The sequence below is a fragment of the Thalassotalea sp. 1_MG-2023 genome, from assembly GCF_030546745.1.
In the GTDB taxonomy this organism is placed as follows: Bacteria; Pseudomonadota; Gammaproteobacteria; order Enterobacterales; family Alteromonadaceae; genus Thalassotalea_C.
In genome coordinates this window covers 105,933-130,480 of record NZ_JAUOPD010000010.1, presented here as the reverse complement: position 1 = coordinate 130,480, position 24,548 = coordinate 105,933, and the positions used below count along the sequence as shown (strand labels likewise).

Below are 24,548 nucleotides of genomic sequence, written 5' to 3'. Positions count from 1 at the left end.
CAAGAACTCCGGCAAGTATGCGTTCATCTTCATAACAATTACTTGCTGCAACTAAAAAAATAGCGTGGAAAAAGTGATGAATTTTAAAAACAAGTTATCCATATTATCAACGGCGATCATACTTGCTACGACTGCCGGTTGCGGATCGTCTGATGACGAAAATGTTACAAATATTGTTGTTGAAAAACCGGTAGTTATACCACCAGGTGAAACAGACCGAGCGCCTTCAACATGGTTGCGTTTTGGTGATGATTTTAATGGTGATACCATTATGCAAGATGTGTATATTCCATCTAATGGTCTAACAACTTATACCTATTACTCAGTATTAAACTGGAATGCAGGTCTTGATGGCGGGGGTTATGCGGGTATTCAAGATCATCCTGACGGAAGAAATTTTATCTTTTCAATTTGGGACCCTTCAAATGGCGAGCCGATCACAGCTGAATATCAAGGTGAAGGTACGCAAGTTGAATTATTTGGGGGTGAAGGTACGGGTCTTAAGTCTTGGAACTTTCAATTAGGTTGGGAGCCAGACCGCTGGTATACCCTTGCGACTAAAGTGTGGCATACCCGAGATGACGGTCATACCCATTTTGCTTTTTGGTCTCAAGATAAAGAAACAGGGGTGTGGACGCATTTAGTCACCATGGATTTCCCTATGCCATGGGTTGTCTTCAGCACAGAAACCGGCTCATTTGTTGAAGATTGGCTAGGTACAGGTAATAACACTCGTACTGCGCTGTTTAATAATGGTCGTAAACGTGGCATGGATGGCGGTTGGAAAGCCTTCACAAATGCTGATTATAATGTGGTTCAAGAGGAAGCAACAGCCGCTTATAATGACAATTTCGATATCGCATCGAACGCTGATTATTATCGCATGTCAACGGGTGGAGCTGCTGGACCAGAAGAAGATGAAGATGTGTTCGAGCCAGAAGGTGAGCTATCAAGGCCTTATTTATTAGCCGCGCCTGATGATGCACCTACCAGTGTTACTTTATCAACGATTACTACGACAGGTATTGATTGGCAACTAGCCACCACGGAAGTGCCACAATTATCTTACCGTGTATTAGTTAATGATAAAGTGGTTGCAGAAGGTACTGATCCGCAAACAAGAAGTGCAACGTTTGACCTTATTGATGTTGATGACGAAATCACGCTTGAAATTGAAAATATATTCGGTAAAACAAGCACATTCAAAGCGACGGCAAATGCTGGACAATTGGAAATTGATGACAGCATAGAAATTGCTCAAGAGGCACAATTACTTGAGCGTAATGAAGCAACTGTCATTGAATCAATTGCTGCTGGTGAGTCAAAGTTATACCAAGTTATGGGTTTAGATGCCTCTAAATCAATGACAGTAAAACTAGCCGGTGACAAAGGTGATGCTGATATTTACGTGATGGAAAATAGCATGCCTACTACCACAGATTATGACTGTGTTGGCTTCTCTGGAAGTAGCATTGAATCATGTCGTTTACCGGTCAATGTTCGTGAAGAAACGCCTTATTACGTACTAGTGACGGCAAGAACTGATGTGTCATGCTTAGCATTATCAACAACGCAAGATGGTGAACCAGGCTGGATCAGTGGCTCAAACTATATTGTTAGCTCAGAGTCAGCAACAGGTTCAGGTAATGGGCTTGGCAATGCATTTGATGGTAATGAAGCAACCATTTGGCATACAAATTGGGGCGATGGGGCACCGACTTATCCTCATACTATTACCATTGATTTAGGGGATACTTATGATGTAAACCGCATTCGTTATTTACCGCGTCAAGATGGTGGTGTAAACGGTACAATTGTTGGCTATGAACTCTATATTTCTGATGATCCTGATGTCTACCCAGCTGAACCACAAATTGTTGGTACATGGGAAGATAACACCGACGAAAAAATTGAGTGGTTTACTGAAGCTGTAACAGGTCGTTTTGTTAAATTTGTCGCAACAGAAGAACGTGGCGGTAGTGAATGGGCATCAGCTGCAGAAATTAAATTTGGTTTTGATGATGGTTCAGACCCACTAGCAGAAGGTGGTGAAGACGACACAGAAACTGAAGTAGATAATGGCGGTGTTTGCTCTGGTGGCGGAGACACAGGTGATGGTAACCATGTTAATATTCCTGTGAACTCAACATTACTCGATAATGCTGGATTAACCGCTACTAGTCCATCAGGGGCGCAAGCGGGCCATGAATTGTCTTTTGCACTAGATGGCTTAACTGGCGATGCTGGACATTGGCATACACCATGGAGCGGCGTTCCTGCTTATCCTCATGAAGTGCTGATTGACCTTGGTGAAAAGTACGAGGTAAACCGTTTTGATTACACGCCGCGCACCGGTGGTGGTAATGGAACAGTTGTTGAGTATGAAATTTACGTGGGCGACAGTGCTGATAGCTTAGGTGAGCCGGTAGCACAAGGTACGTGGGAAAACAGTGCAGATGTTAAAACCGTAACATTTACTGATAAACCAGGGCGATTTGTTAAGTTTGTAGCACTGTCTGAGCAAGGTGGTGGTGCATGGGCAGCAGCCTCTGAATTTAACGTTGGTGTTAATACTTCTGAGAAAGTGGATAACAGCACGTTAAGTTATTCTACTAGCTCAGGAGCTCAACCAGGTAATGAATTGTCTTATGCATTCGATGGCTCATTTGATGCGAATCATTGGCATACTCCATGGAGTGGTATTCCAGGGTTCCCGCATGAAGTTATTATTGACTTAGGCGAAGCGAAAGATATTGTTCAATTTAACTATACGCCTAGAGCCGGTGGCGGAAATGGCACCATAGCTGGCTATGAAGTGTATGTGAGCGACAATAATAGCGACTGGGGTAGTGCTGTTGCTACAGGTACATGGAAAGGTGATGGTAATACTGAAATTGCAGCATTTGATGCAATAACAGGCCGTTATATAAAGTTTGTTGCGCTAAGTGAGAAAAATGGTAACAACTTTGCTGCGGCAGTTGAGTTTGGTATTCGTGTTAACCCATAATTAGTTAACGATGAGTGTTAAAAGGAAGAAGAGTAAAACCTTCTTCCTTTTTTATTTAGAGTAAAGAACATGATGAAAATGAAATCGGTGTATCAACACGTAAAATATTGTGTAGTAGGTATAGTGTGTCTTGGTATGCTTGGTGCGTGTGGTTCTAGCACAAACAAGACTGAAAAAACTGCAAATCAGGCAGTGGTTTTAACTACTGACGATCTTACCATTGAAGTGCCTATTGCCGGTAATAGTTGGATTGAAAACGATATAGAAGCATCCGATACGTTGATCACAAACGACGGGATAACGCAATGGAAGAATAATCAACACCAATTATCTACTTACTTTTATGTCAGTAAGGTTGGCAAGGTTAATTTAGGGCTTAAAGCCAAAGCATTAGCGGGTTCCTCAACTATTTTGGTTGAGCTCAATGATGAGAAAAAACATATTTCGTTGTCCAATCCTATTGAACAGATTATTCCTATTGGACAATTTGAGGTAGTAAAACCAGGCTACCAAAAAGTGGTAATTACCGGTATTGAAACCTCTAGTGATTACTATCCAGCTATTTCGCAACTTCTCATTGGTGGCGCAGCCACTGGCGGTAATAATTATTATGTTAAAGATGATTTTTACTGGGGTCGAAGAGGGCCATCAGTACATTTACAATATCAATTACCAGAAGAAAACGGCAATTATGAATGGTTTTATAGTGAGATCACCGTGCCTGAGGGACAAGACACGCTAGGTTCTTATTATATGGCAAATGGCTTTAATGGCGGCTATTTCGGTATACAAGTAAACTCAGAAACTGAACGCAGAGTTTTGTTTTCTATTTGGAGTCCATATCAAACAGATGATCCAACGAGTATTCCAGAAGAATATAAAATAAAGTTGTTAAAAAAAGGTGATGATGTTTACACAGGAAAATTTGGTAACGAAGGCTCTGGTGGTCAAAGTTATGTAAAATATCCTTGGAAAACAGAGGTTACCTATGGTTTTTTAACTCGATATCAACCAAGACCCGAGGAAAATAAAACAGACTTTACTGCCTATTTTTATGATCCAAAAATTAAAGAATGGCAGCTTATTGCCAGCTTTAGAAGACCAAAAACTACAACTTATTTAGCATCACCATACTCTTTCTTAGAGAACTTTATACCAGGAGCAGGGCAGTTTGAACGCATGGCTGAATATAGTAACCAATGGGTCAAATCAAGCGGTAAAGCTTGGGAGCCAATGGTAAATGCTAAATTTACCTATGATGCAACTGCAAGAAAAGAAGCACGTGTAGATTACCAAGGTGGAATTAAAGGTGACGGTTTTTATTTGAAAAACACAGGTTTTTTCTCTAAACATACCGCATATAAAACACCGTTTACACGCAAGAATACACAATTACCACCTATAAATTTAGAACAACTTCCTTAGTTTTTGGACTTAGTACCCGTTGGTGTTGGGTTAGCTTAGGTTGAGTAAGTTACATTGCTTAACCTAAGCTTTTTTTAAGCGTTTAATGTTGATGAAGTCTACATAATATGAACAAAATTTTATTTAATTGTAACAGCTATGGCATGAGTAAAGTTTGCCTTTTCACCGTAGTTTTTGTTTGTTCTGTTTTAAGCTCGGCGCCTGTAACCGCAGCGAAAACAGAGTCATTAAAATCAACGCTTTTGAAAGTAATGACCTATAACGTAAGGCATGGTACTGATTTATATGGTGATATAAGTATTGCAAAGCAAGCGGCGTTTATAAAACAGCAAAATGTCGACTTGTTAGCACTTCAGGAAATTGATCAAGTTACTAAGCGTGTTAAAGGCGTAAACCAAACAAAATACTTTGCCAATACGTTATCATTAAATGGTTTGTTCCAACCATTTATGGCTTTTGATGGAGGCCAGTATGGCATTGCTGGATTCAGTAAAATGCCAATTTTGAAAAGTAAGTCGATAACATTGCCCGATGGCTTAGAGCCTCGTGTATTTCCGCAATTGCTTGTTAATGTTGAAAAGCAGCCTTTACTTTTTATTCCGATACATTTTGATTGGCCTTTAGAGGATCGCGCGCGTTTTGAACAAGCCACGCAATTACTTTCTCAGTTAGATAGAAAACTACCTGTAATTTTGGCTGGTGATTTTAATGATTATCCAAACTCACGCACGCTAGAGCTGTTTAAAAACGCAGGATTTTCATTTATTGTGAATAATACCTCAACGTTTTTAGGGCCAAATGAAGAAGAAAAGCCAGTTGTTGAGATAGATTTTATTGCGGTTAGAAGTGGCCAGGCGACTTCACTTTCGTTATTAGAAAGCTTTGTTTTTGAACAGCATACTTTCTCTGATCATGCCGCGGTACTTTCCTCAATCCTTGTTACGCAAAAGGCAAATTAGTGCAGATTTTTGACAATGGTAAGCTCGACGTTACATGCCGAGCTTATCTTCTTGTCTGAGTATGACAACACAGCAACAATGATAAATAGTGTTTTCTCTACGCCACTTTTGTCGTATTAACCCTAACTAGATCCAACGATTGTTTTAGATCTGAAATGATGTCGGTTACATTTTCTAAACCAATTGAAACTCTAATTAAGCCATCGCTGATTCCTGCGTTTACTCGTTCTTCGTCACTGTAGGGCGAGTGTGTCATTGATGCTGGGTGTTGAATTAAAGATTCAGCATCACCTAAACTGACGGCGATGGAAAACAATTGCATACGATTAATAAATTCGGCACCACCTGTTACGTCACATTTGAGTTCAAAACCGATTACACCACCTGCAGCTTTCATTTGTTTACCAATGAACTGGTGGCCTTGGTGCGAGGGTAGACCTGGGTAATATACGGTTTCTACTGCAGGGTGACTTTCTAAGAATTCGGCAACTAACTGGGCATTTTGGCAGTGTCTTTCAATTCGAATCGGCAACGTTTTTAAACCACGAATGATCAACCATGCATCATGCGGGCTCATGGTACCGCCAATATCTTTTAGTGCCGTTAGTTTGATCTCATTTATCATCTCTTTGCGCCCACAAATAATACCAGCTACAACATCGCCGTGACCGTTTAAATACTTTGTTGCGCTGTGTACAATAATATCTGCACCAAAGCGAACGGGCTTTTGTAGTACAGGAGTTAGAAAAGTGTTATCAACGATAGATATCAATTGATGTTCCTTTGCTAATGATAAAATAGATTCTAAATCAAGTACCTGTAAGTTCGGATTGATGGGAGATTCGAGAAAAATAACTTTGGTATTGTCTTGAATAGCAGCGGTGATATTTTTTGCTTCGCTCATATCAACAAAACTTACTTCAATGCCGAAGCGCGTTAACATGTGATTCATTAAAGCATATGAGCAGCCATAAATTGCTTTTGACGCAATCAAGTGATCGCCCGCTGTTAAATTGGTTAATAAGGCCGCCGATACCGCAGCCATACCTGTGGCTGTTGCGGCTGCATCTTCGGTTCCTTCTAATTGTGCCATACGTTGCTCAAGTTCACGCGTAGTAGGATTACCTAGACGCGTATACATATACCCTTCAGCTTCACCCGCAAACCGTTGTGCCCCTTGTTCTGCATTGTCGAAAGTAAAGGTTGATGTTTGATATAAAGGAGACGCTAACGAACCAAACTGTTCGTCTTTTATTTTGCCGCCGTGTACAACTTGTGTTTCGATAAATTTGCTTTTAATCATAGTTTTCTCATGTGATATCGGAATACGTTCGTTAATGAATTTGTTATCAATATTCACGCCAAAACTATAAATTACATATAAAACAATAAGTTAATCTTTATATGCAAAAGTAGGTTCATTATTATTGTAATTTTTTTATTACAAGTTGTTTTTTAAATTAAATTAACAAGGCCTTTAATCACTAAATACTTGAAAATTAAGTACTATAATGTTGTCATTAAAATATTACTAAGTATCAAAATTATTACATGAAAATTTGTATCGAATCTGCTGACAGAGTAGGTATTAGCCAAGAAATATTAGCCACGTTTGCTTCTCATGATTGGAACGTAAAAAGTATTGAGGTTCAAAGCCAAAATACCTTTGTTCATATTGATGCTATAGAAGCGACTTTTTCACGAGTTAAACGCTTGTTAAAGCCCGTTGATGGAATAAAACAGTGCATTGAAATTACTGAAATGCCGTCTGAAATACGTGAAAAGCATGTGCAAGCATTGTTGGCAAAAATAACTGATCCTATTTTAGACATTAGTAGTACAGGCATGATTTTAGCCACTAATCAGGCTGCGAAAGCTATTGCAAAACAAAGTAACGTCGATTTAGTGCATAGTCATATTGACGATGTGATTGATGCTTCGATAGATGCGCTCATTCAACCTCATGAGTTAAGTATGACAGTCACTTTTTTTGGTGAACCTTTTATTGCAGACATTAACCCCGTGATGAGCGCAAATACGGTCACAGGAGCGGTTATCTATTTAAAATCAGTTGAAAAAGTAGGGCGGCAGTTATCCTTAGTACAATCATCTAAAGATAACGCGCTGCAAGCCATGATCGGAGAATCTGAACAAATTAACTTAGTAAAATCTCAGATCTCGCGTTTTGCCACCCTAGATTTACCTGTGTTAGTCGTAGGTAAAACAGGCACTGGTAAAGAATTGGTGGCTCAAGCTTTACATCAATTAGGCCCACGTAAAGATAAACCTTTTTTAACGATTAACTGTGCGGCTATTCCTGAGCAACTGCTTGAAAGTGAATTATTTGGTTATACCTCTGGGGCATTCACAGGGGCGAACAAAAGCGGCAAACCAGGCCTTTTTGAGTTAGCAAATGGTGGAACGTTATTTTTAGATGAAATCGCTGAAATGTCACCGTATTTGCAAGCTAAACTTTTGCGGTTTTTACAAGATTTTCGTTATCGTAAAGTGGGTGGTACAAAAGAATTTAAAGCCGATGTGAAAATAATTAGTGCTAGCCATCAAAATTTTGATGAATTGCTTATACAAGGGGAGTTTCGGGAAGACTTATTTTATCGGCTTAATGTATTAAAAGTTGAATTACCGACACTTGCACAACGGCAGTCAGATATTGAGTTATTGGTTAATTACTTTTTGTCTTTAGCATCTCAACAAGTTAACCAAAAGGGTGTTGATATAACGCCAGCAGGTCGCGAATTACTTCGTGGTTATCATTGGCCAGGTAATATAAGACAATTGGAAAATACTATTTTTAGATTAGTTGCACTATCTGATGGCGATCAAATTGATGCTGAACATGTGCAACAAGTCCTTTTTGGACAGCAAAAAAACGATGGTCAATTAGAATCGTTACATGTGCAAGACTGGGCATCTGCACAAGCTGAGTTTGAAAAAAAATTGCTAACGCAACTTCATCCTCATTACCCCACCACACGAAAACTAGCGGCAAGATTAAACGTATCGCATAATAAAATAGCGATGAAGCTTAGGGCTTATCGCATAGGATAAGCCCAGATGTATTAATGCTCTAATAGGGTATATAGAATTTGTTTAACAAATTTAGGTTCAAAAGGCTTATCACAGAGGGCATTAACGCCGTCTTGCTCAATGTTTGCTAAGTGGGTATCTTTGCTTTCACTGGTTACCATTAAAATAGGGATATGTGACTGTTGGCTTTGTTCTCGCACATATTTAGTCAGTTGGCGACCGTCAATTTCAGGCATATTAAAGTCAGTAACAATTAAATCGAACATGTTTTCGTTTAGTATTTTTATTGCTTCACTGCCATCTTTTGCTTCTGTAACTTTTAACAACCCCAAATTATTTAACACACGTTTTATATGATTGCGAGCAAGCATGCTGTCATCAACAAGTAATACACGAATTTCATGCACGTCAAAGTAATCGAGTTCCATTTCTTCTGGTGAAATTAAATCAATGGTATTGTTAATGGCTGCGTGTAGGTTTTCAGGTGTAAAGGGTTTTGGCAAAATTGCGACAACACCTGACTGTTTAAACTCTTCAAGGCTTTCACGTTTATATTCACTTGACACCAACATAAACGCTGAGTCTTGGCATTTGTCAGAGGTTTTTACATGGCTTAATAAATCAAGCGCTGTACCTTTATCAAAGTACATAGCACTGGCAATTAAATCAAAGTGATAACGTGTTATTTGCTGTAATGCATCATCAAAGGTTTTTGCTAAGGTAATTTCAGTTATGTTCTGTTGTTTTAATCGATTAATAATTATTTTACTTTGCGTATCAGATGGCTCAACGAGCAAAATAGATAACTCACTTGGTTGTATACTTGTCATAATGTCTCTCTAATGATGTTAACCACCAATAAATTTAACCTTGTAACCTGCTTTTTCTAATTCAGCTTTGATCACGTCTCTTTTGTCGCCTTGTATTTCGATGGTTTCATCGACAACACTTCCGCCTGTGCCGGCTTTTTTCTTCAACGTACTTGCTAAGCTTTTTAGTGCTTTTTGATCAAGCCCTAATCCAGAAATAACAATTACGCCTTTGCCCTTACGTCCTTTTGTTTCGCGTCTAACTTTTGCTGTGCCATCGGAAGGGGTGATTTGTTCAACCTTTTCAGGTTCAATTCTACCTTCGTCGGTTGAGTAAACGAGTTGCGATAATTGATCTTGCCAAGACATATGATAAGCCCTTCGTAAGTTTTCGGCATTATATCTTTAAGCATAAAAAAAACCAGTCTTTCGACTGGTTTTGTTATTCTATTACCGTATAAGTTGGCTTATAGTTTGTTTTCAAGCTCAGGTAATACGTCAAATAAGTCAGCAACAATACCGTAGTCGGCTACTTGGAATATTGGCGCTTCGGCATCTTTGTTGATGGCAACAATGATTTTAGAATCTTTCATGCCAGCTAAGTGTTGGATGGCACCTGAAATACCAACGGCAATATATAAGTCTGGTGCAACAATTTTACCTGTTTGACCTACTTGCATATCGTTAGGTACAAAGCCTGCATCAACAGCTGCACGAGAGGCACCAATTGCGGCGCCAAGTTTATCTGCAATACCTTCTAATAATTTGAAGTTATCACCATTTTGCATACCGCGGCCGCCTGAAATAACAACGTTTGCTGCGCCTAAGTCAGGGCGCTCTGATTCAGTAAATTCATCATTTACATGTGATGAAGTACCAGCATCAGTTGCCTGTGAAAGGTTAACAACGTCGGCGTTACCGTCGGTTGCTACCGCATCAAAAGCTGTAGCACGTACAGTGATCACTTTCTTACTGTCTAAGCTCTGTACAGTAGCTATTGCGTTGCCTGCATAAATTGGACGAACAAAAGTATCAGCAGATTCTACACCGATAATGTCTGAAATTTGTGCTACATCTAACAATGCAGCAACACGTGGCATAAAGTTTTTACCCGTTGTTAAGGCTGTTGCCATAATCACGTTATAATCGGCAGCAAGTTCTGTTACTAATAAACTGACGTTTTCCGCTAACTGATTAGCATAAGCAGCATTATCAGCTACTAATACTTTTGAAACACCACTTACGTTTTTGGCTTGCTCTACAACAGCTGCACAATTGTGTCCGGCAACTAACAAGTTAATATCTCCGCCAATTGCTTGAGCGGCTGATACTGTTTTCAGTGTGTCAGCTTTTAATTCGTTATTATCGTGTTCTACATATATTAAAATGCTCATGCGATCACCTTAGCTTCGTTTTTCAATTTTTCCACTAACTCGTCTACTGTTTCAACAACAATACCTGCTTGACGTTCCGCTGGCGGTGTTACTTTTAATAAGGTTGTACGAGGTGTTAAGTCTAAGCCAAATTCTGATGCTTCTTTCACGTCTAAAGGCTTACGCTTTGCTTTCATTATGTTTGGTAATGAGGCATAACGTGGTTCGTTTAAACGTAAATCAGTCGTCACGATAGCAGGAAGGTTAAGTGCAACTGTCTGCAAACCACCATCTACTTCACGAGTAACATTGACTTTATCGCCGTCTATTTTTACTTCAGAGGCAAAAGTGCCTTGCGGAAGGCCTGTTAACGCAGCCAACATTTGACCGGTTTGGTTGTTGTCTGAATCGATTGATTGTTTTCCAAGAATAACCAATTGTGGTTGCTCTTCTTCAACAACTTTTTGCAAAAGTTTGGCGACATGTAATGAATCTAATTTTTCATCTGTATTTATTTGAATAGCACGATCAGCACCTAAAGCTAGTGCAGTACGTAACTGTTCTTGACAAGATTTATCACCAATTGAAATCGCGATAATTTCAGTTGCTGCACCTGCTTCTTTGAGTCTTACTGCTTCTTCTACTGCAATTTCACAGAAAGGGTTGATTGCCATTTTAACGTTAGCAAGATCAACATCTGAGTTGTCAGCTTTTACACGTACTTTCACGTTATAATCGATGACACGTTTTATCGGAACTAATACTTTCATCGTTGCCTCTAATTGTGCTTGTTGTAATTTAGTGCCCAGTTTTTATAGAAAAGAACTAGACTAGTAATAACTTAACTTGAATTTGTTCAAAGGCTACTTTAGGGTTACGTGAACGTCAACGTAAATTTGTGCGATTGAACGTTTTTTGTTTTATACCAATAAACAGTCTTTTACATCATAGTATTTACTGGCGAAAATTCTATAGGTATGATGTTATCAAACAGGTGTTTGAAAATCAAACGGGTGTTTGAATTTCAGTGTGGTTATCATTTCGGGGGGAATTATGGAACGCGAATCAATGGAATTTGACGTAGTGATCGTGGGGGCTGGTCCTTCTGGTTTATCTACTGCATGTAAGCTAATGCAGTTAGCTCAAGAAAAAGAACAAGAGCTAATGGTTTGTGTTGTTGAAAAGGGTTCAGAGGTAGGGGCACATATTTTATCTGGTGCTGTTTTTGAACCAAGAGCATTAAATGAACTTTTTCCTGATTGGCAAGAAAAAGGAGCGCCACTAAATACCAAAGTTACTGGCGATGATATTTATTTATTAAACGGGGATGAAAGTGCGATTAAACTCCCCGGTTTTGGTGTACCCAAAACGATGCACAATAATGGTAACTATATTGCGAGCATGGGTAACATGTGCCGCTGGTTAGCTGAACAAGCAGAAAGTTTAGGTGTTGAAATTTTTCCTGGCTTTCCGGCACAAGAAGTTATTTATCACGATGATGGAAGTGTTGCTGGCATATTAACCGGTGATATGGGGCTTGATACTGAAGGTAATCAAAAAGATTCATTTGTGCCAGGCATGGAACTTCGCGCTAAATATACTGTGTTTGCAGAAGGTTGTCGTGGCCACCTAGGTAAAGAGCTCATTGGCAAATTTGCCTTAGACGCTAATAAATCACCTCAACACTACGGCATTGGCTTCAAAGAAATATGGGACATTGACCCTGATAAACATCAAGAGGGCTTAGTTGTTCATACTGCTGGTTGGCCATTAGATAAAGAAACAGGTGGCGGTGGTTATTTGTATCATGCTGAAAATAATCAAGTGTTCGTAGGAATGATTATCGACCTAAATTATAGCAACCCTCATTTAAGCCCATTTGATGAATTTCAACGGTATAAACATCATCCAAAAATTGCACAGTATCTATCAGATGGTAAGCGGGTCTCTTATGGTGCAAGAGCGCTCGCTAAAGGTGGTTTTAATTCTTTACCTAAAATGACCATGCCGGGTGCATTACTCGTTGGTTGTGATGCTGGCACTATTAACTTTGCTAAAATTAAAGGCAATCACACTGCAATGAAATCTGGCATGCTTGCCGCAGAAACGATATTTCAAGCACTTGTTTCAGGTGATGAAGGTGGTAAAGATCTTATTGATTTTACAGAAAAGTTCAAACAGTCATGGCTTTACGACGAGTTATATAATACCCGTAACTTTGGCCCAGCGATGCATAAATTTGGTACCTTTTGGGGTGGTGCATTTAATACCATTGATCAAAACTTTTTTGGTGGGAAGTTACCTGTTAACTTTAAAGATGAGTCATTAGATCATGAACAGCTGAAAACAGCGGCAGAGTGTGCGGTAATTCAGTACCCAAAACCGGATAATAAACTAAGTTTTGATAAGCTAACTTCAGTATTTTTATCAAATACGAACCATGAAGAAGAACAACCTTGCCACTTAAAATTAGCTGATAGCAGCATTCCTATTTCGGTTAATTTACCTAAGTATGCAGAACCAGCTCAGCGATATTGTCCTGCAGGAGTATATGAAGTAGAAAGTACCGAAGATGGCGATAAGTTTGTGATTAATGCACAAAACTGTGTTCACTGTAAAACGTGTGACATTAAAGACCCAAGCCAGAATATTACTTGGGTAACCCCAGAAGGGGCTGGGGGGCCAAATTACCCCAACATGTAATGAATTTAAGCCGGCTCATGCCGGCTTTCTTTTTTTGTTAAGCTTATATTGATTGTTTATTTAATAGTTGATTGATAAGTGCGTCTGCCAACGGCGTTGCTGATGCAGGATTTTGACCGGTTATTAACTGCCCATCAATAATCACATTACTTTGCCAAGGCTTTCCTTCTATGAAGGTTGCCCCCTGAGCTATTAATTTATTTTGTAAAAGAAAAGGTACAATATTTTCTGTGCCTAACTCTTGCTCTTCTATATTGCTAAAACCTGTGATTCTTTTGCCTTTGATCAATTGCTCACCACTGGGTAGAGTGATATTGGTTAATGCAGCAACACCATGACAAACGGCAGCTATAATTCCGTTATTATGATAAATAGCCGTGGCAATACGTGCGATGTCTGAATTATTAGGAAAATCCCACATTGGGCCGGAGCCGCCGCTAAAAAGAACAGCGTGATAGCTTTCAGCGGTGATAGTTTCCAAAGGTATGGTGTTGAGAACTTTGTTTAATAGTGTCTTATCATTCAGAAAACGTTGATGAAACTCATCCGACTCTAAAAAGGCTTTCGCGTCTATTGGCGCCAATCCACCTTTGATACTGGCAATATCAACGTCAATATTAGCTTGCGTTAAACGATAGTAAGGATGCGTAAGTTCAGGTAACCAAAAGCCTGTTTTTTTGCCTGTACTCCCGAGTTGATCGTGGCTTGTTAAAACGATTAACACTTTTATTGTATCGTTAGCTAACGCCTGATTATTGAATGATATCATGACTAAAATACTTAAAATGACTCTGTAAAACATTAGGTATACCCTTTAAATAAAGAAAGTGTAGGTAGTGTAGATGTCTTAAGAGCGCTGCTCATTTACATAGGTTGATTTTGTTAAGTTTTAGTGTTTTTACTTGCACTATTGATATCAGCGCCTTAAGCTACGCGGCTTTTTATTGCGATGGGGGATATTATGATTGGTTTTGACTATGGTACATCTAATTGTGCTGTTGGCGTAATGGAGCACGGCCAACCCAAAATTGTAAACTTACCCGCGCATGGCACGTTAATGCCTTCAACACTTTATTCACCAGATAGAGATATTATTGTTAGTTGGCTTTATGCTCAGTTAACGCCTAGTGAACAACAATCGTTTAAAACGTTGCGTATGTTACCGATGCAAAAAGGGCAAAAAGCGCTACGTGAGTTAGCGTTAGATGGGCTATCAAGCGAGTTATCGTTCGGTCAACAAGCTTTAGCAAATTACTTGGAAGAGCCAGAAGAAGGCTACTATATTAAATCTCCGAAATCTTTTTTAGGGGCAAGTGGTTTAAAGCAACCACAAATAGATTTATTTGAAGATATTGTTGCTGCAATGATGTCGCATGTAAAACAACAAGTAGAAGTTTCTCTAAAACGAGACGTTAATCAAACCGTTATTGGCCGTCCGATTAATTTTCAGGGATTAAAAGGGGAGGAAAGCAACCAACAAGCTATTGCTATTTTAACAAATGCCGCAAAACGGGTCGGGTTTTCTTCTATTGAATTTCAGTATGAGCCAGTTGCGGCGGGCTTTGAGTATGAAGCGTCGCTTTCGACAGAAAAACGTGTATTAGTTGTTGATATTGGTGGTGGTACTACAGATTGTTCAATGATTTTAATGGGGCCTTCTTATATTGATAGTGATGATCGAAGTGTACACCTGCTTGCGCACTCAGGTGAGCGTATTGGGGGAAATGATTTTGATATTCAATTAGCTTTTCGCGGTTTAATGCCAAATTTAGGTGCAACTAGCCAGTTAAAATCGGGTAAACCAATGCCAACGAACAGTTATTGGCAAGCGGTTGCGATAAATAACATTAATGAGCAAACAGCGTTTTATAGCGCAGCCAATGGTCGGCATTTAGCAATGTTACAACGAGATGCAGAACAACCTGAACTTGTGGGGCGTTTAATAAAACTATATCGTGAAAAGCTAAGTTACCAATTGGTCAATAGCGCTGAAAATGCCAAAATTTCTTTATCAACAGAACCCAATAACACCGTTGATTTAAGTTATATTGAACATGCATTAATGCAAACCTTGTCAGTTGAAGGGTTCCAGCAAGCGTGTGAAAAAGAATTACAGGCTATTGGGCGACTTATGCAAGATTGTGTAAGACAGGCAGAATGTCAGCCTGATGTTGTTTTTGTTACCGGAGGTACCGCTAAATCAACGGTGATCAGCCAGTATATAGAGCAACAGTTTCCAGGGGTAGAGCTTGTAGTTGGTGACCATTTTGGTAGTGTTACAGCTGGTTTAACACGCTGGGCAGAACGAATATTTAAATAATTAGCTTTAATTAAATTTATGCCAGTAGTTTTCTCTAGAACGTTTATCGAAAAGCCTGATTTATTCAGGCTTTGTTATTTTAAGGTTGTAATTAGCTCGATAATATTTTCATTGGTAAACTAAGAATTACATTATCGGCATCAGCAAAATGCATCATCACTGCTACATGTCCAGCGACAACAGCAACATACATTATTGCTGAAAATATTTGACCGTACCTATCTAGCGGTAACAAATGAGATTGTTTTCTGCTTCTCCATTCGAAGATTATTTCTATACTGCCAATAAAGATAAAAAAGACTAAGAGCATCAAGCCAAAGGTATAGCTAATCCATAATCCAAGCGTTACACCGGCTAAACATGCAAGTAAACCTATCCAAGAGCGCATGGAAAAACTGATACTTTTTAATACATGGCCTCCGTCAAGCGGTAAAATAGGCAATAAGTTAAATAAATTCAGTAACGCACTTATCACAGCAACTCCGGCAAATATTTCCATGTCTGTTGCATAATATAACACGACACCTAAAATTGAGGTGATCAAACCATAGGCTGGGCCCATCAAAGAAATTACCACGTCTTGCCAGCGAGTGGTGATTTTTTCATCGCTGACAGCCAAGCCGCCGACAAAGGGAATTAAATAGATGCCTTTTGTTTTAATACCAAAATATTGCATGGCACGAACATGGCCATATTCATGAATGACCAAACAAATAATTAACATCATGGCAAACTCAAAAGAGAATAACCATGCGTACCCCGCAACAGACGCGCCGGCTAACGCTGCTTTAATTACCTTTGCACTTTTAAAAACTTTAAGCCCCAATGCCGCTAGGCCTAGCCAGCCTGTTTTATTTTCTGTACTTGCTGTTGGCACATCAAGGTAATCAAAAGGGGCGTCAGTAGTTGCAATACCAATACGGCCTGCTGTTAATTGTTCGGTATCAAATCGAAGCGTTGCTCCGTTAACTTGGCAGCTTTTAATGAAATTATTTACCGTGGTTAACTGTATTGCTTGTTGATCGCAAAACACTTGAATTATTTCTGAGTCATTAACAAAGACGGTAAATTGGGTATCGGCATAGGTGAATGCGAGTTTATTCATGATTAGATAAATATCGAGCCGTTAATAAATTGAGGGAGCAGAGTATAAAAAGTTGGGCTTAGTTTTTACAGTTAAATAATGACAAATTTAATTTTGCCAAGGGTAAGTATACATTCTAACGTATACGAGCCTTTAAACTTTTGACTATTCTGTGAATAGTTAAATATTTCATCAAATAGCAAAATATCTACCTAATCTGTGATTTTTTAAGCAATAAAATCGTTAATTGACCTAGCAATACGTAACTCACTCAGTATAATATCCCGTGCTGAAATAAGTCAGCAAAGATAGAGATCCAAACTGTATAATTATTTGTTTATTGGTCATCAGTTTTTCATGGCAACTAAGTGAACAAATAATTGTACAGATTGGATAGAAAGAAATTTTGAATAAAGGTAAAAATTAATGTTCAATCCAGTAACAAAATCATTCCAGTTTGGCCAGCATACGGTCACCTTGGAAACCGGTGCAATAGCACGTCAAGCAACTGCAGCTGTAATGGCAAGCATGGACGATACTTCAGTATTAGTTTCTGTAGTAGCAAAAAAAGATGCGGTAGAAGGTCAAGACTTCTTCCCGCTTACGGTTAATTACCAAGAGCGTACTTACGCAGCTGGTAAAATTCCAGGTGGTTTTTTCAAACGTGAAGGTCGTCCTTCAGAAGAAGAAACGTTAATTGCACGCTTAATTGACCGTCCAATTCGCCCGTTATTCCCAGAAGGGTTTACAAACGAAGTTCAGGTTATTATCACTGTTGTTTCGGCAAATCCTGAAATTTCACCAGATATTATTTCACTATTAGGTACTTCGGCGGCATTAGCTATTTCTGGTGCACCATTTAATGGTCCAGTAGGTGCTGCTCGTGTTGGTTATTCTGAAGGTAAATATTTACTTAACCCGTTACAATCTGAACTTGAATCTTCTCAATTAGATTTAGTGGTTTCTGGTACTGAATCAGCAGTATTAATGGTTGAATCAGAAGCTGACGTTTTATCTGAAGAAGTGATGTTAGGTGCGGTTGTTTATGGTCATGAGCAAATGCAAACGGCAATTACTGCTATCAATGAATTTGCTGCAGAAGTTGCAACACCTTCATGGGAATGGTCAGCTCCTGCGAAAAATATTGATTTAGCAACTAAAATTGCAGAACTTGCAACAGAACAAGTAAATGATGCATATCAAATTACTGAAAAAGCAGCGCGTTATGAAAAAGTTGCTGAAATTCGTAATGCCGTTCTAGCGCAGTTAGAAGAAACAGATGCTGAACTGAATGTTCAAGAAGCAAAAGATTTATTTCACGATTTAGAAAAAACAATCGTACGTGGCCGTATTACACAAGGCTCTCCTCGTATTGATGGTCGTGATCCTGAAATGATCCGTGCCTTAGACGTTATGACGGGTGTATTACCACGAACTCATGGTTCATCGGTATTTACTCGTGGTGAAACACAAGCATTAGTAACTGCTACTTTAGGTACGCAACGTGATGCACAACGTATTGATACTATTATGGGCGAGAAAACTGACAACTTTATGTTGCATTATAACTTCCCTCCATACTGTGTTGGTGAAACGGGTTTTGTTGGTTCACCAAAACGTCGTGAAATTGGTCATGGCCGTTTAGCTAAACGTGGTATGTTAGCAGTTATGCCTTCTGTTGATGAGTTCCCGTACTCTGTTCGTGTAGTGTCTGAAATTACTGAATCAAATGGTTCATCTTCAATGGCTTCTGTTTGTGGTACTTCTCTTGCGCTAATGGACGCAGGTGTACCAATTAAAGCGTCTGTTGCTGGTATCGCGATGGGTCTAGTAAAAGAAGGTGATGACTTTGTTGTACTTTCTGACATTTTAGGTGATGAAGATCACTTAGGTGATATGGACTTTAAAGTAGCCGGAACTACTGAAGGTATTACTGCGTTACAAATGGATATCAAAATTGAAGGTATCACACAAGAGATCATGCAAATTGCATTAAACCAAGCAAAAGGTGCACGTACGCATATCCTTTCTGTAATGGATGATGCAATTAACGGTGCTCGTGACGATATCTCTGAATTCGCTCCGCGCATTCATACGATGAAAATCAATGCTGATAAAATTCGTGACGTTATCGGTAAAGGTGGTGCAACTATTCGCCAGCTTACAGAAGAAACAGGCACAACTATTGAAATCGAAGATGACGGTACAGTTAAGATTGCAGCAACTGATGGCGAACAAGCTAAAGATGCAATTGCACGTATTGAAGCATTAACGGCTGAAATTGAAGTAGGTTCAGTTTACACAGGTAAAGTTGTACGTATCGTAGATTTCGGTGCATTTGTTAATGTATTACCAGGTAAAGATGGTTTAGTACATATTTCACAAATTGCACATGAACGTGTAAATGCAGTGACAGACGTATTAAACGAAGGTGAAGAAGTGACGGTTAAAGTACTAGAAGTAGATCGCCAAGGTCGCGTACGTTTAAGCATGAAAGAATGCATTGAAAAACCAGCACAACCTGAAGAGTCATCTGACGATTCATCTGCTGAATAACGTTAAATCGTGTTAAAAAAGGAGCCTAAGGCTCCTTTTTTTGTGCCATGAATGTAGATAACTACTCGCATTCATCAATAGCATGAGTATAATCAAACAGACATTTTATAAAGGCTGAGTTATTCGTGAAAGTATTATTATCTTCTTCGCTTGTGTTAGGGCTTGTCGCTATTTTACAAGGTTGTTCTGCTACATCGTCTTCATCAAAATCTTATATTGATCAACTGGTAATTGCCGAGCCTCTTCCAGTTAATTATAAAAGCGAAGTTGCTATTGCCAGAATGAGTGATGTGATCCATCGCGCAGAAATTACCGATGAGCAGCGCGCTCAACTTTTTTATGACCGTGGTGTTATTTATGACAGTGTTGGTTTACGCTCGTTAGCAAGACTCGATTTTAATCGTGCATTACGTTTAAAGCCTGATTTGGTTGAAGCCTATAACTTTTTAGGGATTCATTACACGCAAATGCAAGAATATGAACAAGCCTATGAATCGTTTGACGCTACGCTTGAACTTGAACCTGACCATCAATATGCATATTTAAATCGAGGTATTGCGCTTTATTATGGTGATCGTGCTTCATTAGCGGTTAATGATCTACGTGAATTCTATCAGCAAAGTGAAAATGATCCATACAGACTGTTATGGTTATATATCGGTGAACAAAGAGTAAACGCTGAAGAAGCTTTAGCTAATCTTAAATCTCGCGCTAAAAATATTAGCGATAGTAGCTGGGCAAAATCAATCGTCAATTTGTATGCTGGTAATATTAGTCAAAGTCACTTTATTGATACTGTTACCGAAGATATACACTCGAACAAACAATTTAGTGAGCGATTATGTGAAGCATATTTTTATCTTGGAAAATTAAACCTACTCAAGGGAAACAAAAGAGCCGCAGCTAATTTTTATAAACTCGCATTAAGTACCAATGTTTATGAGTTTGTTGAACATCGCTATGCACAGTTAGAACTTGATCTGTTAAAAAGTCCTAAAATTAAATTTCCTGATTCTTAATCGAAAACCATGAGGTTGAAAAGCCTGATCATATCGGTATGCGCTGTCTTGCTTTTAGCCATACCGTTATTACTACCCGCGATTACTAATGTCGCCTTACAGCGTGATATTGCCCCATCATGGTTGCAAAATTATGGGGCGTATAAAGAATTACCTACCTATTATCATTTTTTAAGAAGAAACCACAAAGTCGGTAGTGAAAAGTGGCTTCGTGCCAGTATTGAAATATCAACTGACGCTCCTAAAGTAAGTTATGAAATTGCTGAGTATTATCGGCATTTAGGTCGCGAGAACCAGGCGCTATTTTGGTTAAAAAAATCTGCCCAGCAAGGCGATAAACAAGCAGTATCACGTTTAGCTAAATCTTACATTATTGAAAAAAAAATAGCGGAAGCAGATCGCTTACTTTCTTCCTATACAGAGCACAGAGACATACTTAAACTATCAATAGAAACTGCATTAATGCTGGGTAATGAAAATAAATATCAAGAACGTACAAAACTACTAGCGATAATTGATAATCGTGATCCTTTGTTTACTACACTCGCTAACTTTTCAATTTTTGAACAGTTAAAACCATTGAATCGTCAATGTGAGAAAACTATTCAACCGATAGCGACAGAGCTCGGCGACTTAATTTTATTACAGCATCGTATACGCGAACTATCAGCGTTCCCGATAAACGATTATATTTGTTTTGAAAAACCGCTTTATCAACCGTTAAAAGCTTTAGCATGTTTTCATCAAAACACTGATCGCATTCAATGTAAGGTTAATATATGGAAATCGTATCAACTAACGCATGTAGACTATTTATTGATCATGCACCCAGAAGGAGGGGCTAATGTTGATCATGGTATTATTTATATTGATCGCCACGATACTATCGATGTATTAGTGCATGAATTGATGCACTCTTTCGGCTTTATTGATGAGTATCCATTACCACTAAATCATCAACGATGTTCAACTGCACAAGCTAAACCTTTTGCACACAACGTAGTGGTGCTGAAAAACGAAGTGTTACATGGTGATCGAAAGGTACTGCGAGCAAAAGTATTAGAACAGCTGCCATGGCGTGATCATATTTTACCTACTACGCCAGTGTTAACTGCGACTGAAAATGGTTGGCAACTCGGTACCTCTGACTCGTCAAATAACCTCGTAGGTTTATACCGTAGCCGAACTTGTCAAGGTAATCGCACAAGTAACAATATCGCCATCAAGCTACAAGCATTTAAACCAATACCATCAAAAACAAAGCTTGAATATTTTGAATTAAAGGTGCCAACATTATATTGGCAACTACTTAAGCAGCAGCCAAAACGATTTATGATGCCTGATCATCGAGTAAATGCGCAACGTTTACATTAATATTGGTAAACAACCGATATATATCTGGTTATCTAGGAGCGTTAGCCTCTCTTAATGGTAATATTTTATTTATATCCGTTTTCTTGTTTATGGGAATATGCGTTGTTGGCCAGTTATTGGTATGTTTTATGTTTTTAGGGTGTCTCTGTGTGAAAGGTTGTGTTTGGGGTAATAACGATTGATTTTTTGCATTGAACCACGAAAATAAAGCCATGATATACACCTAGCAATTTGCTTAATTAAGTTATAGTCAATTTTTCACTTTTTACATAAGACGAAAAAGTAACTAACAGGGAAATTTTATTAAAAATATGTATTAAGGATGGGTTATACTCGTTGCAAATTTATGATGCTTTTTTTATTGTTTAATGACGTCAGTGGAACTTACTCAATTACGCCGAACTTTCCCCTTGTTGGATCAAGAAGTTAACGGAAATGAAATTATTTATCTCGATAATGCTGCGACTACACAAAAACCCAAAAGTGTCATTGAAGCAATACAAACCTATTATCAGCAAAGTAATGCCAATGTTCATCGTTCAGCACATTCTTTAGCGAGTAAGGCAACAACGCAATTTGAAGAGACTAGAATTGCTGTTCAGCAGTTAATTAATGCAAAACATGCGCACGAAATAATTTGGACCAGTGGAACTACAGAAGCAATAAACCTTGTTGCCTATTCTTGGGGAAGATCTCAATTAACAGCGGGCGATGAAGTTATTGTTAGCCAGGCAGAGCATCACGCGAATATTGTGCCTTGGCAGCAACTTGAAAAAGAAATAGGCATAAAGTTACGCGTCATTGGGTTGACCGAAACAGGCATTATTGATGTTCGTTCATTCGAAAATTTATTATCTGAAAAAACAAAATTGGTATCAATTAATCACATTTCAAATGTGATCGGCAAGATAAACCCGATTGAAGGCATTATTGCTAAAGCGAAAACGGTTGGGGCGAAAGTACTGCTTGATGCTGCACAATCCATCGCTCACCTCCCAATTAATGTTCAACAACTCGATTGTGACTTTATGGTTTTTTCTGCGCACAAAATGTATGGCCCTACTGGTGTAGGTTGCCTTTATGGAAAAGCAGAACTCCTCAATGCTATGCCGCCTTATAAAACTGGCGGAGAAATGATCAAAAAAGTAAGTTTTACCTCTGGCACCACTTTTAATACCCTACCTTATAAATTTGAAACGGGTACTCCGAATATCGCGGGCATCATTGGTTTTGATGCGGCAATTAATTTTTTAAAAACGAATCAAAGCGTAAGAGATAATGAAAAAGCGCTTACTCAATATGCTTATCAGCAATTATCAGCTTTAAAGCCTTTAGCCTTGTTAGTTAGTGAGCAACCTGACATTGGCATATTTTCGTTTAATATCGAAGCAATCCACCCACAAGACGTTGCTAGTTATCTGGATAGTAAAGGTGTCGCTGTGAGAGGAGGGCATCATTGTGCGATGCCTTTAATGGAATACTTGGCTGTGCAAGGCTGTATTAGAGTATCGTTAGCACTTTACAATACAAAAGAAGACGTTGATAAATTAATAGCCTTGCTAAAAAACTTTCTCACTGAGCACGAAAGGCCAAATGTCACGAGTAAAACAGAAATGCTTCCTAACGATATTATGCCTTTATTTGCAAAGGCGCAGTCTTGGGATGCCAAGCACCGTCAAATTATGCTACTTGGTAAAACGTTGGCTACAATGCCTGATACGTTGAAAACAGACGAAACACTCGTTGATGGCTGTGAAAGTGATGCATGGCTGTATGTTTATGTGAATGACAAAAACGAGGTGGTTATTCAAGCATTTTCACAAGCTAAAATTATCAAAGGATTATTAGTCATTGTGCTAAAAGCGGTAAATAATAAGCCAGTACCGTATGTTAAAGCGTTTGATTTTAATAGGTACTTTGATTCATTAGGGCTTCTTCAGCATTTAAGCCCATCACGCGGTAATGGGCTGTTAGCGATTGTAAATAAAATAAAGCGTGTTATTGGCTAATCTGATACGTAACGTTGATTTTTTAATCGTGCTTTTTTAGTGATTTTATCTAATGCTTTACCCACAGCAAAAAAAGCGAAGCTTGCCGTTACATGCGTAGCTGCACCAAAACCACCACTGCAATCAAGGCGCATTGCACCGTTGTTAGCCTGTTTGGCTTGACATACTTCACCTGAGCCATCTGGATAGTTTAATTGCTCGGTTGAAAAAACAGCATCAACACCGAATTTTCTTTTAGTATTGCGGCTAAAATTAAACTCCCGACGAAGTTGGTTTCGTACTTTTGATAATAAGGGATCTTGGTAAGTATGTGCGAGATCTGAGATAGCAATTTTACTCGGATCGATTTGCCCACCAGCGCCACCAATAGTGACTAAATTTATTTTATTTCGCTTACAGTGAGCTATCATTGCTGTTTTGATTTGTACAGAATCAATAGCATCAATGACATAGTCATACCCTTTATCCATTAAATCGGCTAAGTTTTCTTTCGTAACAAAATCTTCAATACAATGAACAATGCAATCAGGGTTAATAAGTGAGATGCGTTCAGCCATCACATCAACTTTACTTTGACCGACAGTCGAAGTAAGCGCATGTATTTGCCTGTTAGTATTCGTAGTACAAATGTCGTCTAAATCAATTAAGGTAAGGGTACTTACACCGGTTCGGGCCAGCGATTCAGCCACCCAAGAGCCAACACCACCTATGCCTACAACACAAATGTGTGAATTTTGAATCGCAGCAGTACCTACTTGTCCATATAAACGTTCAATACCGCCAAACCTTGTTTGATAATCTGACATAACACGACAACTAAACTAAAAAGTTGGCGCATTATATAGTCAGTACTTCTATTAGG

Annotated in this window: 19 protein-coding genes; 10 read left to right on the top strand and 9 right to left on the bottom strand. The window is 38.8% G+C overall.

Going from position 1 to position 24,548, the window contains the following annotated elements:
• Window positions 1-76 precede the first annotated feature (76 nt).
• The 3 genes from Q4489_RS10120 (at window position 77) to Q4489_RS10110 (ending at window position 5,391) form a co-directional block, all read left to right on the top strand.
• Window positions 77-3,007 (top strand): discoidin domain-containing protein, encoded by a 2,931-nt coding sequence (locus Q4489_RS10120; protein WP_303479774.1) that lies wholly within the window; start codon window positions 77-79, stop codon window positions 3,005-3,007.
• Between the two features lie 69 nt (window positions 3,008-3,076).
• Window positions 3,077-4,432, top strand: a complete 1,356-nt coding sequence (locus Q4489_RS10115; RefSeq protein WP_303479772.1) for a DUF3472 domain-containing protein — start codon at window positions 3,077-3,079, stop codon at window positions 4,430-4,432.
• Between the two features lie 107 nt (window positions 4,433-4,539).
• Window positions 4,540-5,391 (top strand): endonuclease/exonuclease/phosphatase family protein, encoded by an 852-nt coding sequence (locus Q4489_RS10110; RefSeq protein WP_303479770.1) that lies wholly within the window; start codon window positions 4,540-4,542, stop codon window positions 5,389-5,391.
• A gap of 97 nt (window positions 5,392-5,488) precedes the next feature.
• Here the strand turns inward: Q4489_RS10110 and megL are convergent, their stop codons facing one another.
• The gene (gene megL / locus Q4489_RS10105) at window positions 5,489-6,694 is read right to left on the bottom strand and encodes a methionine gamma-lyase (protein ID WP_303479768.1); all 1,206 of its coding nucleotides are present in this window, start codon (window positions 6,692-6,694) and stop codon (window positions 5,489-5,491) included.
• A gap of 248 nt (window positions 6,695-6,942) precedes the next feature.
• Between megL and Q4489_RS10100 the strand changes: the two genes are divergently transcribed.
• Window positions 6,943-8,460 carry a sigma 54-interacting transcriptional regulator gene (locus tag Q4489_RS10100; protein WP_303479765.1) on the top strand — a complete coding sequence of 506 codons (1,518 nt, stop codon included), beginning with the start codon at window positions 6,943-6,945 and terminating at the stop codon, window positions 8,458-8,460.
• An 11-nt stretch (window positions 8,461-8,471) separates the two neighbouring features.
• On the opposite strand, the gene Q4489_RS10095 is transcribed toward Q4489_RS10100, so the two are convergent.
• The 4 genes from Q4489_RS10095 to Q4489_RS10080 all read right to left on the bottom strand — a co-directional run bounded on the left by Q4489_RS10095 (window position 8,472) and on the right by Q4489_RS10080 (window position 11,391).
• Window positions 8,472-9,269, bottom strand: a complete 798-nt coding sequence (locus Q4489_RS10095; RefSeq protein WP_303479762.1) for a response regulator — start codon at window positions 9,267-9,269, stop codon at window positions 8,472-8,474.
• A gap of 18 nt (window positions 9,270-9,287) precedes the next feature.
• Window positions 9,288-9,617 carry a stress response translation initiation inhibitor YciH gene (locus tag Q4489_RS10090; protein ID WP_303479760.1) on the bottom strand — a complete coding sequence of 110 codons (330 nt, stop codon included), beginning with the start codon at window positions 9,615-9,617 and terminating at the stop codon, window positions 9,288-9,290.
• Window positions 9,618-9,715: 98 nt separating this feature from the next.
• Window positions 9,716-10,642, bottom strand: coding sequence for an electron transfer flavoprotein subunit alpha/FixB family protein (locus Q4489_RS10085; RefSeq protein ID WP_303479757.1), 927 nt, complete (start codon window positions 10,640-10,642; stop codon window positions 9,716-9,718).
• Window positions 10,639-11,391, bottom strand: coding sequence for an electron transfer flavoprotein subunit beta/FixA family protein (locus Q4489_RS10080; RefSeq protein ID WP_303479755.1), 753 nt, complete (start codon window positions 11,389-11,391; stop codon window positions 10,639-10,641). Before Q4489_RS10080 ends, Q4489_RS10085 begins: the two co-directional genes overlap by 4 nt.
• 283 nt (window positions 11,392-11,674) lie before the next feature.
• Here Q4489_RS10080 and Q4489_RS10075 point away from each other — a divergent pair, with 283 nt between their 5' ends.
• A complete protein-coding gene (locus Q4489_RS10075; RefSeq protein ID WP_303479754.1) occupies window positions 11,675-13,324 on the top strand; it encodes an electron transfer flavoprotein-ubiquinone oxidoreductase in 1,650 nt (549 codons plus the stop codon).
• A 43-nt stretch (window positions 13,325-13,367) separates the two neighbouring features.
• On the opposite strand, the gene Q4489_RS10070 is transcribed toward Q4489_RS10075, so the two are convergent.
• A complete protein-coding gene (locus Q4489_RS10070; RefSeq protein WP_303479752.1) occupies window positions 13,368-14,126 on the bottom strand; it encodes a type 1 glutamine amidotransferase domain-containing protein in 759 nt (252 codons plus the stop codon).
• Between the two features lie 159 nt (window positions 14,127-14,285).
• Between Q4489_RS10070 and yegD the strand changes: the two genes are divergently transcribed.
• Window positions 14,286-15,644, top strand: coding sequence for a molecular chaperone (gene yegD, locus Q4489_RS10065; protein WP_303479749.1), 1,359 nt, complete (start codon window positions 14,286-14,288; stop codon window positions 15,642-15,644).
• A 91-nt stretch (window positions 15,645-15,735) separates the two neighbouring features.
• Here yegD and Q4489_RS10060 read toward each other — a convergent pair whose 3' ends face one another.
• Window positions 15,736-16,749 (bottom strand): metalloprotease, encoded by a 1,014-nt coding sequence (locus Q4489_RS10060; protein ID WP_303479747.1) that lies wholly within the window; start codon window positions 16,747-16,749, stop codon window positions 15,736-15,738.
• 405 nt (window positions 16,750-17,154) lie between these two features.
• On the opposite strand from Q4489_RS10060, the gene pnp reads away from it, so the two are divergent.
• The 3 genes from pnp (at window position 17,155) to Q4489_RS10045 (ending at window position 21,677) form a co-directional block, all read left to right on the top strand.
• The gene (gene pnp, locus Q4489_RS10055; protein WP_303479745.1) at window positions 17,155-19,284 is read left to right on the top strand and encodes a polyribonucleotide nucleotidyltransferase; all 2,130 of its coding nucleotides are present in this window, start codon (window positions 17,155-17,157) and stop codon (window positions 19,282-19,284) included.
• Between the two features lie 125 nt (window positions 19,285-19,409).
• Window positions 19,410-20,303 (top strand): lipoprotein NlpI, encoded by an 894-nt coding sequence (gene nlpI, locus Q4489_RS10050; protein WP_303479742.1) that lies wholly within the window; start codon window positions 19,410-19,412, stop codon window positions 20,301-20,303.
• Window positions 20,304-20,312: 9 nt separating this feature from the next.
• Window positions 20,313-21,677, top strand: a complete 1,365-nt coding sequence (locus tag Q4489_RS10045; RefSeq protein WP_303479740.1) for a lipopolysaccharide assembly protein LapB — start codon at window positions 20,313-20,315, stop codon at window positions 21,675-21,677.
• Between the two features lie 28 nt (window positions 21,678-21,705).
• Here Q4489_RS10045 and Q4489_RS10040 read toward each other — a convergent pair whose 3' ends face one another.
• A complete protein-coding gene (locus tag Q4489_RS10040) occupies window positions 21,706-21,891 on the bottom strand; it encodes a hypothetical protein (RefSeq protein WP_303479737.1) in 186 nt (61 codons plus the stop codon).
• Between the two features lie 163 nt (window positions 21,892-22,054).
• Here Q4489_RS10040 and Q4489_RS10035 point away from each other — a divergent pair, with 163 nt between their 5' ends.
• On the top strand, window positions 22,055-23,686 hold the full coding sequence (locus Q4489_RS10035; RefSeq protein WP_303479734.1) for a SufS family cysteine desulfurase: 1,632 nt from the start codon (window positions 22,055-22,057) through the stop codon (window positions 23,684-23,686).
• On the opposite strand, the gene tcdA is transcribed toward Q4489_RS10035, so the two are convergent.
• Window positions 23,683-24,492, bottom strand: coding sequence for a tRNA cyclic N6-threonylcarbamoyladenosine(37) synthase TcdA (gene tcdA / locus Q4489_RS10030; RefSeq protein ID WP_303479731.1), 810 nt, complete (start codon window positions 24,490-24,492; stop codon window positions 23,683-23,685). The genes Q4489_RS10035 and tcdA overlap by 4 nt on opposite strands.
• Window positions 24,493-24,548: the final 56 nt, after the last annotated feature.

Bases quoted from the DNA above. Each gene is read 5' to 3' on its own strand.
- Q4489_RS10060 (WP_303479747.1), bottom strand. From the start codon at position 16,749: ATGAATAAACTCGCATTCACCTATGCCGATACCCAATTTACCGTCTTT.
- Q4489_RS10070 (WP_303479752.1), bottom strand. From the start codon at position 14,126: ATGTTTTACAGAGTCATTTTAAGTATTTTAGTCATGATATCATTCAAT.
- Q4489_RS10045 (WP_303479740.1), top strand. From the start codon at position 20,313: ATGAGGTTGAAAAGCCTGATCATATCGGTATGCGCTGTCTTGCTTTTA.
- tcdA (WP_303479731.1), bottom strand. From the start codon at position 24,492: ATGTCAGATTATCAAACAAGGTTTGGCGGTATTGAACGTTTATATGGA.
- yegD (WP_303479749.1), top strand. From the start codon at position 14,286: ATGATTGGTTTTGACTATGGTACATCTAATTGTGCTGTTGGCGTAATG.
- megL (WP_303479768.1), bottom strand. From the start codon at position 6,694: ATGATTAAAAGCAAATTTATCGAAACACAAGTTGTACACGGCGGCAAA.
- Q4489_RS10110 (WP_303479770.1), top strand. From the start codon at position 4,540: ATGAACAAAATTTTATTTAATTGTAACAGCTATGGCATGAGTAAAGTT.
- Q4489_RS10080 (WP_303479755.1), bottom strand. From the start codon at position 11,391: ATGAAAGTATTAGTTCCGATAAAACGTGTCATCGATTATAACGTGAAA.
- Q4489_RS10090 (WP_303479760.1), bottom strand. From the start codon at position 9,617: ATGTCTTGGCAAGATCAATTATCGCAACTCGTTTACTCAACCGACGAA.
- Q4489_RS10040 (WP_303479737.1), bottom strand. From the start codon at position 21,891: ATGGCTTTATTTTCGTGGTTCAATGCAAAAAATCAATCGTTATTACCC.
- Q4489_RS10075 (WP_303479754.1), top strand. From the start codon at position 11,675: ATGGAACGCGAATCAATGGAATTTGACGTAGTGATCGTGGGGGCTGGT.
- Q4489_RS10085 (WP_303479757.1), bottom strand. From the start codon at position 10,642: ATGAGCATTTTAATATATGTAGAACACGATAATAACGAATTAAAAGCT.
- pnp (WP_303479745.1), top strand. From the start codon at position 17,155: ATGTTCAATCCAGTAACAAAATCATTCCAGTTTGGCCAGCATACGGTC.
- Q4489_RS10095 (WP_303479762.1), bottom strand. From the start codon at position 9,269: ATGACAAGTATACAACCAAGTGAGTTATCTATTTTGCTCGTTGAGCCA.
- Q4489_RS10120 (WP_303479774.1), top strand. From the start codon at position 77: ATGAATTTTAAAAACAAGTTATCCATATTATCAACGGCGATCATACTT.
- Q4489_RS10115 (WP_303479772.1), top strand. From the start codon at position 3,077: ATGATGAAAATGAAATCGGTGTATCAACACGTAAAATATTGTGTAGTA.
- Q4489_RS10100 (WP_303479765.1), top strand. From the start codon at position 6,943: ATGAAAATTTGTATCGAATCTGCTGACAGAGTAGGTATTAGCCAAGAA.